General features: G+C 70.7%; 14 protein-coding genes. 8 read left to right on the plus strand and 6 right to left on the minus strand.

Going from position 1 to position 11,613, the window contains the following annotated elements; genetic code table 11:
- Positions 1-16: 16 nt before the first annotated feature.
- Both ACPYN4_RS02990 and ACPYN4_RS02995 read right to left on the minus strand, forming a co-directional pair.
- Complete coding sequence (locus ACPYN4_RS02990; protein ID WP_424445574.1) at positions 17-748, minus strand: glutamine amidotransferase; 732 nt, start codon at positions 746-748, stop codon at positions 17-19.
- Positions 745-1,737, minus strand: coding sequence for a LysR family transcriptional regulator (locus ACPYN4_RS02995; protein ID WP_424445575.1), 993 nt, complete (start codon positions 1,735-1,737; stop codon positions 745-747). The genes ACPYN4_RS02990 and ACPYN4_RS02995 overlap by 4 nt, the downstream gene beginning before the upstream one ends.
- A gap of 157 nt (positions 1,738-1,894) precedes the next feature.
- Here ACPYN4_RS02995 and ACPYN4_RS03000 point away from each other — a divergent pair, with 157 nt between their 5' ends.
- The 4 genes from ACPYN4_RS03000 (at position 1,895) to ACPYN4_RS03015 (ending at position 5,565) form a co-directional block, all read left to right on the plus strand.
- Positions 1,895-2,851, plus strand: coding sequence for an NAD(P)-dependent oxidoreductase (locus ACPYN4_RS03000; protein ID WP_424445576.1), 957 nt, complete (start codon positions 1,895-1,897; stop codon positions 2,849-2,851).
- A 22-nt stretch (positions 2,852-2,873) separates the two neighbouring features.
- Positions 2,874-4,382: a CoA-acylating methylmalonate-semialdehyde dehydrogenase gene (locus ACPYN4_RS03005; protein WP_424445577.1), complete on the plus strand. Its 1,509-nt coding sequence runs from the start codon at positions 2,874-2,876 to the stop codon at positions 4,380-4,382.
- 314 nt (positions 4,383-4,696) lie between these two features.
- Complete coding sequence (locus ACPYN4_RS03010) at positions 4,697-4,933, plus strand: response regulator (RefSeq protein WP_424445578.1); 237 nt, start codon at positions 4,697-4,699, stop codon at positions 4,931-4,933.
- Positions 4,930-5,565 carry a CYTH domain-containing protein gene (locus tag ACPYN4_RS03015; protein WP_424445579.1) on the plus strand — a complete coding sequence of 212 codons (636 nt, stop codon included), beginning with the start codon at positions 4,930-4,932 and terminating at the stop codon, positions 5,563-5,565. The genes ACPYN4_RS03010 and ACPYN4_RS03015 overlap by 4 nt, the downstream gene beginning before the upstream one ends.
- A 245-nt stretch (positions 5,566-5,810) precedes the next feature.
- Here the strand turns inward: ACPYN4_RS03015 and lpdA are convergent, their stop codons facing one another.
- Both lpdA and ACPYN4_RS03025 read right to left on the minus strand, forming a co-directional pair.
- Positions 5,811-7,211 carry a dihydrolipoyl dehydrogenase gene (lpdA, locus tag ACPYN4_RS03020; RefSeq protein WP_281652383.1) on the minus strand — a complete coding sequence of 467 codons (1,401 nt, stop codon included), beginning with the start codon at positions 7,209-7,211 and terminating at the stop codon, positions 5,811-5,813.
- A 9-nt stretch (positions 7,212-7,220) separates the two neighbouring features.
- Positions 7,221-7,775 carry a copper resistance protein CopC gene (locus ACPYN4_RS03025; RefSeq protein WP_424445580.1) on the minus strand — a complete coding sequence of 185 codons (555 nt, stop codon included), beginning with the start codon at positions 7,773-7,775 and terminating at the stop codon, positions 7,221-7,223.
- 145 nt (positions 7,776-7,920) lie between these two features.
- On the opposite strand from ACPYN4_RS03025, the gene ACPYN4_RS03030 reads away from it, so the two are divergent.
- Positions 7,921-8,304: a hypothetical protein gene (locus ACPYN4_RS03030; protein WP_287270179.1), complete on the plus strand. Its 384-nt coding sequence runs from the start codon at positions 7,921-7,923 to the stop codon at positions 8,302-8,304.
- 52 nt (positions 8,305-8,356) lie between these two features.
- On the opposite strand, the gene ACPYN4_RS03035 is transcribed toward ACPYN4_RS03030, so the two are convergent.
- Positions 8,357-8,704: a hypothetical protein gene (locus ACPYN4_RS03035; protein ID WP_424445581.1), complete on the minus strand. Its 348-nt coding sequence runs from the start codon at positions 8,702-8,704 to the stop codon at positions 8,357-8,359.
- Positions 8,705-8,889: 185 nt separating this feature from the next.
- Here ACPYN4_RS03035 and ACPYN4_RS03040 point away from each other — a divergent pair, with 185 nt between their 5' ends.
- The 3 genes from ACPYN4_RS03040 (at position 8,890) to ACPYN4_RS03050 (ending at position 10,725) form a co-directional block, all read left to right on the plus strand.
- Complete coding sequence (locus tag ACPYN4_RS03040; protein WP_424445582.1) at positions 8,890-9,399, plus strand: FHA domain-containing protein; 510 nt, start codon at positions 8,890-8,892, stop codon at positions 9,397-9,399.
- Complete coding sequence (locus ACPYN4_RS03045; protein WP_424445583.1) at positions 9,396-10,076, plus strand: MerR family transcriptional regulator; 681 nt, start codon at positions 9,396-9,398, stop codon at positions 10,074-10,076. The genes ACPYN4_RS03040 and ACPYN4_RS03045 overlap by 4 nt, the downstream gene beginning before the upstream one ends.
- A gap of 103 nt (positions 10,077-10,179) precedes the next feature.
- Positions 10,180-10,725, plus strand: a complete 546-nt coding sequence (locus ACPYN4_RS03050) for a MerR family transcriptional regulator (RefSeq protein ID WP_076691052.1) — start codon at positions 10,180-10,182, stop codon at positions 10,723-10,725.
- A gap of 80 nt (positions 10,726-10,805) precedes the next feature.
- Here the strand turns inward: ACPYN4_RS03050 and ACPYN4_RS03055 are convergent, their stop codons facing one another.
- Positions 10,806-11,612: a ParA family protein gene (locus ACPYN4_RS03055; protein ID WP_203189615.1), complete on the minus strand. Its 807-nt coding sequence runs from the start codon at positions 11,610-11,612 to the stop codon at positions 10,806-10,808.
- Position 11,613: the final 1 nt, after the last annotated feature.

Consider the following 11,613-nt stretch of genomic DNA (forward strand, 5'->3'; position numbering starts at 1 on the left):
CGGAGCCCCGGCCGGCTCAGCGGGCGTAGCGGGTGACGAACCGGCGCAGGATGCCGCCGGTGTGGACCACCGGCAGCCGCCGCACGGCGGCGAGCGTGAGGTCGAGCTCGCCGGCGGCGAAGTAGCCGTGGTCGGCGTAGGCGCGGATCCGGGTCGAGATCCCCTCGACGTCGCACTCCGGGTGGAATTGCGTCGCATACACGTTCTGCCCGACCCGGAACATCTGCACCGGGCACGTGTCGCCGCGCACGAGCAGGGTGGCGGATGCCGGGAGCGCGCTGATCGCCTCCTTGTGTCCGACGAACGCGGCGAACGTGTCCGGCATGTCCACCAGGAGCGGGTCGGCTGCCCCGGCATCCGTCCGGTGCACCTCGACGACGCTGATGGGTTCGCGGTACGTGCCGTCGATGATCGCGCCCTGGTGCGCGCCGACCGTGCCGATGCCGTAACAGGCGCCGAAGAACGGGAAGTCCCGGGCGATCACCTCGTCGAGCAGTCCGGAGATCTCCGCCTCGACCCGACGCTGCACCGCGGACTTCTTCTCCGGCGGATCCGATGCGTTGAAGGGGCCGCCGCCGACGAAGATGCCGGAGTAGTCGTCCAGATCGATCGCCCCGAGCGGCTCGGCCTCCAGCCTCCGCCGCACGAGCTCGCCCTCGTCGAGCCCGGTGAACCGCAGGAACAGGGCGTACTCCTCGTCGGCGGGAACGTCCTCGGCCCGCGTCGCCAGCAGCAGGAACGGCTTCATCGCGCCATCACCGGCGTCGCGACCGCCGCGCTCGCCGCGGCAACCGCCGCGCCGGAACCCTCCGCACCGGAACCCTCCGCGCCGGAACCCTGCGCCGCGGCATCCTGCACCGTGCCGATGTAGGCGGTGATCGCCTGCAGCGTCGCCGCCACGGCCGGATTGCGAGGACCCTCGTCGCGCGCGACGGCCCAATAGGCGAGCGGGTGCGCGTAACTGCCGTCGAGCACCCGGACCAGGCGTGGGTCGTGGTCGCCGAGGAAGTCGGGCAGGATGCCGATGCCCGCCCCCGCCGCCGTGGCTTCGACATGCGCGAACACGCTCGTGGACCGTACCGACGGCGGCGAATCGGGGAGCTCCTGCAGGGCGCGGTCGAGCTCGTCGACCTGCAGCGAGCTCTCCACGTAGTACACGAGCGGGTGGGTCGACAGGTCAGCGAGTGCCGCGGGCTCGCCGTGCGCCGCGAGGTAGTCGGGCGTCGCGTACAGCCGCAGCGAGTACGCGCACACCGGCGTCGCGTAGGCGCGCAGCACCTGCGGGCGCCCCACGACGATCTCGAGGTCGACGCCGGAGCGGTTCTGCCGCACGCGCTGCGTCGCTGACAGCAGTTCCACCGCGAGCGCGGGATGCTCGCGTCGCAGCGCCGTCATCGCCGGCGCGAGGAACACCGACGTGAACGCGTCGGGCGCCGAGATGCGGACCATGCCGTGCACGGCATCGGCGCCCTCACCCTCGACGAGTTCGCGCAGCGACGCCTCGATGCGCTCGGCGATCGCCACCGCACGCCGGCCGAGGTCGGTGACCTCCCAGCCTCCGGTTGTGCGCACGAGCACGCGCCCGCCCATCGCCGACTCCAGCGCAGCGATCCGGCGCGACACCGTCGAGTGGTTGACGCCGAGGACCTCCGCGGCCGCGGTGTAGCGGCCGAGCCGTGCCACCGAGAGGAAAGTCATCAGCGCCTCGAGCGGCGGATCGGCGGATGCGGCGGTCACGCCGTCATTGTGCACCAGTGCACATCCCGGGTGCAAACTTGCCGCACCGCTGTGCATTGAACTGCAGGATGCCGCGTGCCTACAGTGACTGCGAGGCGCTCGTCGCGGAGCGCCCGCCGCACTGCCGCACACCTTCGACGACGCAGGGAGAACGCTCATGGCCACCATCGCCTTCATCGGACTCGGACACATGGGGGAGCCGATGGCGGGGCATCTCGTCGCCGCCGGGCACACGGTGCGCGGCGTCGACCTCAACCCGGCCGCCGCTGCGGCCGCCGCCGCGCGGGGCGTCGAGATCGTCGGCTCGGTCGCCGAGGCGCTGGCCGGTGCTGACGCCTGTCTGACCTCGCTGCCGAAGCCGGAGCACGTGCGCGCCGTCTACGGCGGCGACGACGGCATCTTCGCGCACGCCCCGGCATCCGCCGTTCTCATGGACACCTCCACCGTCGACGTCGAGACCTCACGGTGGTGCCACGACGCTGCGACCGAGCGCGGTCTCACGTTCGTCGACGCGCCGATCTCCGGCGGCACCGCCGGCGCCGAGGCGCACAGCCTGACCTTCATGCTGGGCGGACGGCCCGACGACGTCGAACGCGTGCGGGAGATCGTCGCCCCGATGGCCGGCAACGTCATCGCCTGCGGCGACGCGGGCGCCGGCATCGCCGCGAAGCTCGCGAACAACATGATGCTGTTCATCTCGGTGATGGCGATGTCGGAGGGCTCGCAGCTCGCCGAGCGGCTGGGCCTGGACCCGCGCGTCTTCTGGGAGGTCGCGCGCGTCTCGTCGGGCGACTCCTGGGCGCTGCGCACGTGGTATCCGGTCCCCGGCGTCGTCGAGCGCGCCGCGGCGAACAACAACTTCGAGCCCACGTTCTCCGTCGACCTCGCGCGCAAGGACTGCGGCCTCGCGGTCCAGGCCGGCGACGTCACCGGCGTGCACCTGCCCGCCGCACGCCTCGCCCTCGCGCAGCTCGACGAGCTCATCGCCGAGGGCTACGGCGGCAAGGACTGCACCCTCGTCGCCAAACTCGCCTCGCCCGACGGCACGCTGCGGGGCTTCGACCCGGCGTCGGATGCCGCGGCATCCGCCGCTCCCGTTCCCACCCACGCCTGACCCACATCCCGAAGGACACCTGATGAGCACCACGATCGACGCCCCCACCCGCACCGCCATCCCGCACGTCGTCGGCGGTGAGCGCGTCGCCGGCGATGGCCGCACCGGGCCCGTCTTCAACCCCGCGACCGGTGTGCAGACCGGCGAGGTGGCCCTGGCATCCGCCGACTTCGTGCACGAGGCCGCCCGCACGGCGCAGGCCGCGCAGCGCGCGTGGCGCGACACCGGCCTCGGCAAGCGCCAGCAGGTGATGTTCCGCCTGCGGGAGATCATCTCCACGCGGGCCGAGGAGCTCGCCCGCATCATCACGGCCGAGCACGGTAAGACCGTCGACGACGCGCTGGGCGAGGTCGCTCGCGGGCTGGAGAACGTCGAGTTCTGCACCTCGCTCATGCATCATCTCAAGGGCGAGTACTCCGAGCAGGTCGCCGGTGGCGTCGACGTGCACCAGGTGCGTCAGCCGATCGGCGTGGTCGCGTGCATCACGCCGTTCAACTTCCCGGCGATGGTGCCGCTGTGGATGGTGACGACGGCGATCGCCGCCGGCAACGCCGTGATCCTCAAGCCCAGCGAGCGCGACCCCTCGGCGGCGGTCTGGCTCGCCGAGGCGTTCGAGGAGGCGGGGCTGCCCGCCGGCATCCTGAACGTCGTCCACGGTGACAAGGAGGCCGTCGACGCGATCCTCGATGACCCCATCATCCGCGCGGTCTCATTCGTGGGATCCACCCCGATCGCGAAGTACATCTACGCCCGCGCGGCCGAGAACGGCAAGCGCGTGCAGGCGCTCGGCGGAGCGAAGAACCACATGATCGTCATGCCGGATGCCGACCTCGACGCCGCGGCCGACGCCGCCGTCTCCGCCGCCTATGGCTCGGCGGGGGAGCGCTGCATGGCGGTCTCGGTCGTCGTCGCCGTGGGCGAGGTCGCCGACCCGCTCATCGCGAAGGTGTCCGAGCGCATCGCGGGGCTGCGCGTCGGCGACGGCACCGACCCCGACAGCGACATGGGCCCGCTCATCACGCGCGACGCGCTGGACCGGGTGAGCGGTTTCGTCGCGGGTGCCGCCGGGGAGGGTGCGCGCCTCGTCGTCGACGGGCGCGAGATCGCCGTGCCGGGCGAGGGATTCTTCATCGGCCCGTCGCTCGTCGACGGCGTCACCCCCGGCATGCGCGTCTACGACGAGGAGATCTTCGGCCCCGTGCTGTCGGTCGTGCGGGTCGCCAGCTACGACGAGGCGGTGGACCTCATCAATGCGAACCGCTACGCCAACGGCACGGCGGTGTTCACCCGCGACGGCAAGACGGCGCGCCAGTTCGAGTACGACATCGAGGTGGGGATGGTGGGCATCAACGTGCCGATCCCGGTGCCGATCGGCGCGTTCTCGTTCGGCGGCTGGAAGGACTCGCTGTTCGGCGACACGCACATGTACGGGTCGGAGGCGTTCAACTTCTACACGCGCCGCAAGGTCGTGACCACCCGCTGGCCGGAGCCGAGCGAGAGCCAGATCAGCCTCGGATTCCCGACGCACTGACCCGGCGCGCTGCGCGGGCGCTGGCGTTGCGGGTGAGGTGGTGCTGCGGGCGGGGCGCTGCGGGATGGGTGGCGCGATCTGCGGCCTCGCGCCGCTGGTGGTGGTCGTTTGCGACACCTGTTTCTGCGGGGCAGGAAATGGGTGGCGCGATCTGCGGCCTCGCGCGACTAGTGATGGTCGTTTGTGACACGTGTTTCCCGCCTGGCGGTGCGACACGTGGCGCGATCAGCGACCCGATGTCAACCCCCGCTCGGGGACCGGGCCGGCCGTCGGCGTCGCGACTAGGCTGAGAGCATCGACCACAGGAGGTTCCCATGGCACTCGCACGACTTCAGGGCGGACCGCTCGACGGACAGGTCATTCCACTCGATGACGAGTCGCAGGACACGCTGATCATGCCGTACAGCGAGACGCAGGTCGTCTACGAGCGCGCCGGTGCCGACGAGAACACGGGCGAGGGCGACGGCCCGACTCAGGCCGAGTTCCGTTTCGTCGAGGCGCAGGACGACATCGACCCCGACGCCGACGACAACGACCGCCGCAACGAGTGACGACGGAGCCGTCCCCGTCGCTCGAGATCGAGCGCAAGTACGATGTCGACGCCGACACGCCGCTGCCGGACTGGTCGGGGATGCCGGGTGTCGCGCGGATCGGCGAGCCGGAGCCCCGGGAGCTCGACGCCCGCTACCTCGACACCGCCGACGCTCATCTCGCCGGGTCGCTGACCGCGTTGCGGCGCCGCAGCGGCGGACCCGACGCGGGCTGGCACATCAAGCGATCGACTCCCGAGGGCAAGCTCGAGACGCATTTCGCGCTCGATGAGACGACGGATGCCGAGGCCGACCCCATCGTCCCCGACGCCGTTCTCGCCGCGCTCGCGGAGATCGCCGTACCGCCGTTCGTGGTCCTCGCGCGCATCCGCAACTCCCGCACGGCGTACGCACTCCAGGATGCCGCCGGGGGCGTCGTCGCGGAGTTTGTCGATGACCGCGTGACGGCGACCGATGTCCGCCGCGGCGTGGAGACCTCGTGGCGGGAGTGGGAGCTGGAGCTCGGCCCCGCCGCGCCCGCCGACCCCGCCGGCCGCGCCGCGCTCTTCGCCGCTGCGGACGCGCGAGTGACTGCCGCCGGCGGGCGGGTCTCGGCATCCGCTTCGAAGCTCGGTCGCGCCCTCGGCCTCTGACGCGCCCCCGCGCTGGGGACTCGGCGGCGGCGCCCCGTTCCTCCGTCGCGAATCGCGGTTATCCGCGCCCTTAGCGGCACTATGCGACGGATGAGGCCCAGCGTCACGCCAGCACCCCACCCAGCACCCCACCCCCACCCACCCCACACGCCACGAACGCCGCCCCCGGCTTCGGTTGGGGCGGCGTTCGTCGTGGGGAGAGCGTACTCCCGAAACCTATGCAGTCAAATACAAGGTCGCCAGGATCACAGGTTGATCATGTGGCCCGCGAGGCCGTGGAACGCCTCCTGCAGCGCCTCGGACAGCGTCGGGTGCGTGTGCACGTTCCGCGCGAGCTCGAGCGCCGTCAGGTCCCACTTCTGCGCGAGGGTGAGCTCGGGCAGCAGCTCCGACACGTCGGGGCCGATGAGGTGTCCGCCGACGAGCTCGAGGTGCTCGGCATCCGCGATGAGCTTGACGAAGCCGACCGGCTCGCCGAGGCCGTGCGCTTTGCCATTGGCCATGAAGGGGAACGTCGCGACCTTGTACTCGCGGCCGGTCTCCTTGTACTGCGCCTCGGTGTAGCCGAACGAGGCCACCTGCGGCGAGCAGAAGGTCGCGCGCGGCATCATGCGGTAGTCGCCGAGCGTCATGGTCTCAGCACCGCCGATGGTCTCGGCTGCCACGACGCCCTGCGCCTCGGCGACGTGCGCGAGCTGCAGCTTCGCCGTCACGTCGCCGATCGCGTAGATGCCGGGAACGTTCGTGCGCATGTAGTCGTCGATCTCGATCGCGCCGCGGTCGGTGAGCTTCACGCCGGTGTTCTCCAGACCGAAGCCCTCGACGCGCGGGGCGAAGCCGATCGACATGAGCACCTTGTCGGCCTCGATCTGACCCTTTTCGCCGGTCTTGTTGTCGCTGTAGGTGACCGTCACCGACGAGCCGGAGTCGACGACCGTCTCGACCTTGGTCGCGACGAGGATGTCGACGCCGAGGTTCTTGTACTGCTTGGCGATCTCCTTGGAGACATCCGCGTCCTCGTTCGGCAGGGCGCGGTCGAGGAACTCGATGATCGTGACCTTCACGCCGTAGTTCGTCAGGACGTACGCGAACTCCATGCCGATCGCGCCCGCGCCGACGATGACGATCGAGCCGGGCAGGTCGCGCGTGAGGATCTGCTCCTCGTACGTCACGACGTTCTTGCTCAGCGAGACGCCGGGCAGCAGGCGCACGGTCGAGCCGGTCGCGATGATCACGTTGTCGAACGTGACCTCCTCGGTCGACCCGTCGCTCTTGGTCACCGTGATCGCCTTCGGGCCGGTGAACGACCCGCGACCTTCGTACTCGGTGACCTTGTTCTTCTTCATCAGGTAGTGGATGCCTTTGACGCGCCCGTCGGCGACGACGCGCGAGCGGTCGAAGGCCGCGCCGAAGTCGGCCGTGAACTCACCCGAGATGCCGAAGAAGTCGGCCTTGTGCTTCAGGGTGTGCACGACCTCGGCGTTCTTCAGCAGCGCCTTCGAGGGGATGCAGCCGACGTTGAGGCACACACCGCCCCAGTACTTCTCTTCGATGATGGCGACGGACTGGCCGAGCTGCGCGGCGCGGACCGCCGCGACATAGCCACCAGGGCCGGCACCGAGGACGACGACGTTGTAATGAGGCATGCTCCCAGCCTAGTCCTCGCGCGAGGGGCGTTTCCGTGTCAGAAGGATGACCAGAAGGATGCCGCCGGCCACCACGACGGCGCCGAGCACCCACCAGATCCACGTCATGTCGACGGCTTCCATGGGCGGGCCTGGCAGCGGCGTCTGGGTCCCGGTCGGTGCGACGGACCCGTCACCGACGGTGAACGACAACTCGCCCGAGACGGGGTGGCCGTCGCTGGAGACGACCCGCCAGAGGACCGTGACGGTGCCGGATGCCGATCCGGCCAGCGGCTGCGTCAGCCGCGTGCCGTCCAGCACCGGGTCGCCGGCCGCGAGCGCGGTGCCTGCGGCATCCGTCACCACGACCTGCGTCGCACCGGGTTCGTCCATCAGCACCCCGCTGAAGGTCAGCTGCAGTTCGGCGGGAAGCGCGTCGATCTGCGCATCGGCGGCGGGGGTCGATCCGATGAGCTCGTCGTGCGCCGACGCGGGTGTGGCCACGAGCGCCAGGGCGAGGCCGAGCAGCACCGCGAGGGCGGCGGCGAAGGGGGTGCGGGGGGAGTTGTGAATTCTGTGTGACATCACACTCACGAGCCTATCCGCGCCTGTTGCGACCGCGCCCCGAGGCATACCATGGCGGCAGGCGGGCCGCCTCGAAGGGCTCGGGGACTCCACGTCCGCCGTGACACGGAAGAGGTGCGAGATGGACGCCATGATGATGGACGCCATGTCCGCGGACATGATGTCGATGGAGGGCATGTCGACGGACATGTCCGCGATGATGGCCGCCGCGCAGGCGTGCATGGACGCGTGCGCCGCATGCGAGCAGGCCTGCACGGTGTGCTCGACGCAGATGATGGACTGCGCGCCGTCGTGCATGAACTGCGCCGACATGTGCAACACGATGATGCGCGCCATGATGCGGATGCAGGGGATGACCCCGGCGTCGATGATGGCGATGCTCGACGCCTGCATCGCGATGTGTCAGACCTGCATGGACATGTGCATGATGCACGCCGACTCCAGCCCCGTGTGCAAGATGTGCGCGGACTCCTGCCAGGCCTGCATGGACGCGTGCATGACGATGCGCGAAGCGCTCGCCGCCGGCTGAGGGCGGCCGCCGACGCGCAGCGCGAGCGCCAGGTCAGAGGGCGATCGCGAGGTCAGAGCGCGAGCGCGTTGAACCGCTCGGCGCCCACGCTCAACACGTGATAGCGCGGGTGGTACGCCACCGGCGTGCCCACCGCGACGTGCTGCGCCGCACCGGCGCCGTTCCACACGGCGATCAGCACGCCGTCGAGCGTGTGCAGCAGGATGCTGCCCTCGCCGGCATCCGCCGTCGTCACGATCGCGTCGACCCACTCGCCGGGCGTCGCCGCGACCAGTCGCGCCTGAATGAGATGCACCGCGTGCCCGGGGGCGAAAGAGGTGCACGCACCGCCGCGCGCGCACATGCAGATCGCGTCCTGACGCACCGGGGCGGGCGTGAGGCGGTTCTGCGACGGGGACACGTGGGGCTCCTTGCGAGGGCGGTGACGGATGCCGGGGTCTCCCGGCTCTCTCAGGCTAGGTCGACGGCCGATCCGGCGCCTTCCGGCCGACACACGGTGCAACATTCGCGACCGGCCTACCGGCCCGCATCCGGGGCTTCCGCGTCGGGGTCGATCCGTTAGGGTGAAGGGGGAGGAGGCCCATCGTGGAAGACAACAGCCGAGACGCCGGCAGCGGCGACGAGATCCGCCGCGGCGTGGACAACGGCCGGTCGGCCGACACGACCCAGACCTTCGGGCACGATTCCGACCTCTCCTTCGTGCCGTTCCGCAGCGACCTCACCGACGTCGAGTTCGAGGCCATCGGCGCCCTGCCCGCCCGCTCGGCGCTGCTCCTGGTGCGCTCGGGCCCCACCGCGGGCGCGCGCTACCTGCTCGACGCCGACGTCACCACCGTCGGGCGTCACCCCGAGGCCGACATCTTCTTCGACGACGTGACCGTCTCGCGTCGCCACGCCGAGATCACCCGCACCGGCAACGTGTTCGAACTCGTCGACCAGCGCTCCCTCAACGGCAGCTACGTCAACGGGGAGCGGGTGGACCGCTCGATCCTCGTCGACGGCGCCGAGGTGCGCATCGGCAAGTTCCGCCTGAACTTCTTCGCGTCCCCCGTCGACCGCGATCAGGTGACCCCGGACCAGGCGATTCGAGGGTGACGGCCGCATCCTCGTCCCGCCCTCGTTCCTCGTCGGCGGGGTATCTCAGCATCGGTCAGGTGCTCGCCCGCCTGACCCCGGAGTTCTCCGACCTCAGCGCCAGCAAGCTGCGCTACCTCGAGGTGCAGGGCATCGTCACGCCCCTGCGCACCGACTCGGGCTACCGCAAGTTCTCGCCGGTGGACCTCGAGCGCCTGCGCACCGCGCTCACGCTGCAGCGCGACCACTACATGCCGCTGGCGCGGATCCGCGAGTACCTCGACGAGCACGGCGCCGGTGCCGGCGGCACGCCGCCGGCCTCGATCGTGACGGCACGGCGCCGCTACCGTCGCGACGAGCTGCTGCAGGCGGCGGGCGCGCCGGCGGGCCTGCTCAACGACGCCGTCTCGACCGGGCTGATCCCGGCATCCGACAGCTTCGACGACCGTGCCCTGGGTCTGTTGCGCGCGCTGGTCGCGCTCGACGGCCACGGCATCCAGCCGCGCCACATCCGTGGGCTCCGTCAGGCGGCGGAGCGCGAGGTCGCGCTCGTCGAGAGCGCGCTGGCGCCGCTGCTGCGCCGGACGGATGCCGCTTCGCGTGCGCGTGCGGGGGAGCTCGCCCCCGAACTCGTGCGGCGGCTCGAAGAGGTGCGGGCGGCCGTCGTCCACACCGCGCTGGATCGTCTCACTCCGTGAGTCGAACCGCGACACGCCGCAGCCCCGGATGCGGATGTCGTTGCCGGAGGGCAGGTGCTCATCTACCGTGGAAGCACACACCGGAGTTCGTCGGGAGGCGAGTATGACCGCGGGAGACCTTCCCGGCGAAGCGCCGTTCGCCACCGAACTCCTGTTCACCGACGGCCTGCCGCAGATGGACGACGAGGTCGGCTATCGCGGCGCCGTCGCCGCCCGGGCTGCCGGCATCACGTACCGCCAGCTGGATTACTGGGCCCGCACCGAACTCGTCGAGCCGACCGTGCGCGGCGCCAAAGGCTCCGGCTCGCAGCGCCTCTACGGTTTCCGCGACATCCTCGTGCTGAAGCTCGTCAAGCGCCTGCTCGACACCGGCATCTCGCTGCAGCAGATCCGCACCGCCGTCGATCAGCTGCGCGCCGCCGGCATCCGGGACCTCGCCGGGACCACCCTGATGAGCGACGGTGCATCGGTGTACCTGTGCACCTCGAACGACGAGGTCATCGACCTCGTCAGCCGCGGTCAGGGCGTGTTCGGCATCGCCGTGGGCAAGGTGCTGCACGAGGTGGAGTCGACCTTGCTCGACTTCGACCCGCAGGCGCCGGACCCCGTCGACGAGCTCGCCGCGCGCCGCGCCGTCCGCTCCGCCTGATCCGCGCCGTCCGCTCCGCCTGATCCTCGTCTCCGCGACGCCGTCGTCTCGACGACGCCGTCTTCAGCGTGCGGGAAGGGTCAGGCGCGCTGTTCGCCGGCGGCGATGCGGCCGGTGCGCATGACGCGATCGAGCAGGGCGTCGAAGTCGCCCGCCAGCTCCTGGGCGGAGTCGCCCGGCCAGATGTGCAGCGGCTTGGCAGCGCCCTGCGCCTGCTGCAGCGACGTGCGCTCCGGAAGCTGCGGCGAAAGCACGAGCGGACCGAACATGTCGCGCAGCTCCTTGATGCGGAACTGGTGCTCGATCGACTGCGGGCGCACGCGGTTGACGACGATGCCCAGCGGCTGCAGGCGCGGCGAGAGGCCGCGGCGGATCTCCTCGATCGCACGCAGCGCGCGGTCGGCGGCGGCGACCGAGAACAGTCCCGGCTCGGTGACGACGATGACGCGGTCGGATGCCGCCCACGCCGTGCGGGTGAGGGCGTTCAGCGAGGGCGCGCAGTCGATGAGGACGAGGTCGTAGTCGGCCTCGATCGTGGCGAGGGCCTCCTCGAGCTTCCACACGTCGCGCACGCTCGGGTGCGGGCCGTCGAAGTTGATGGCCGAGGGGCTGCCGATCATGACATCGATCGTGCCCGGGTGCACCTTCGCCCAGCCGCTGGAGGTAATGGCCTGACGGACCACCTTCTCCTTCGGGTTGGCCAGCACGTCGGCGACGTTCAGACGCCCGGCGACCTGGATGTCCATCCCCGTCGACACGTCGGACTGGGGGTCGAGGTCGACGACGAGAGTCCGCACGCCCCGGGCGAACGCCGCGGAGGCGAGACCCAGAGTCACGGTCGTCTTGCCGACACCCCCCTTGAGTGAGGAGACGGAGAGTACGTGCACG

It is taken from the genome of Microbacterium sp. CH-015, from assembly GCF_049707015.1.
GTDB classification, from domain to species: domain Bacteria; phylum Actinomycetota; class Actinomycetes; order Actinomycetales; family Microbacteriaceae; genus Microbacterium; species Microbacterium aurum.

Bases quoted from the DNA above. Each gene is read 5' to 3' on its own strand.
- ACPYN4_RS02990 (WP_424445574.1), bottom strand. From the start codon at position 748: ATGAAGCCGTTCCTGCTGCTGGCGACGCGGGCCGAGGACGTTCCCGCC.
- ACPYN4_RS03000 (WP_424445576.1), top strand. From the start codon at position 1,895: ATGGCCACCATCGCCTTCATCGGACTCGGACACATGGGGGAGCCGATG.
- ACPYN4_RS03005 (WP_424445577.1), top strand. From the start codon at position 2,874: ATGAGCACCACGATCGACGCCCCCACCCGCACCGCCATCCCGCACGTC.
- ACPYN4_RS03010 (WP_424445578.1), top strand. From the start codon at position 4,697: ATGGCACTCGCACGACTTCAGGGCGGACCGCTCGACGGACAGGTCATT.
- lpdA (WP_281652383.1), bottom strand. From the start codon at position 7,211: ATGCCTCATTACAACGTCGTCGTCCTCGGTGCCGGCCCTGGTGGCTAT.
- ACPYN4_RS03025 (WP_424445580.1), bottom strand. From the start codon at position 7,775: ATGTCACACAGAATTCACAACTCCCCCCGCACCCCCTTCGCCGCCGCC.
- ACPYN4_RS03030 (WP_287270179.1), top strand. From the start codon at position 7,921: ATGTCCGCGGACATGATGTCGATGGAGGGCATGTCGACGGACATGTCC.
- ACPYN4_RS03050 (WP_076691052.1), top strand. From the start codon at position 10,180: ATGACCGCGGGAGACCTTCCCGGCGAAGCGCCGTTCGCCACCGAACTC.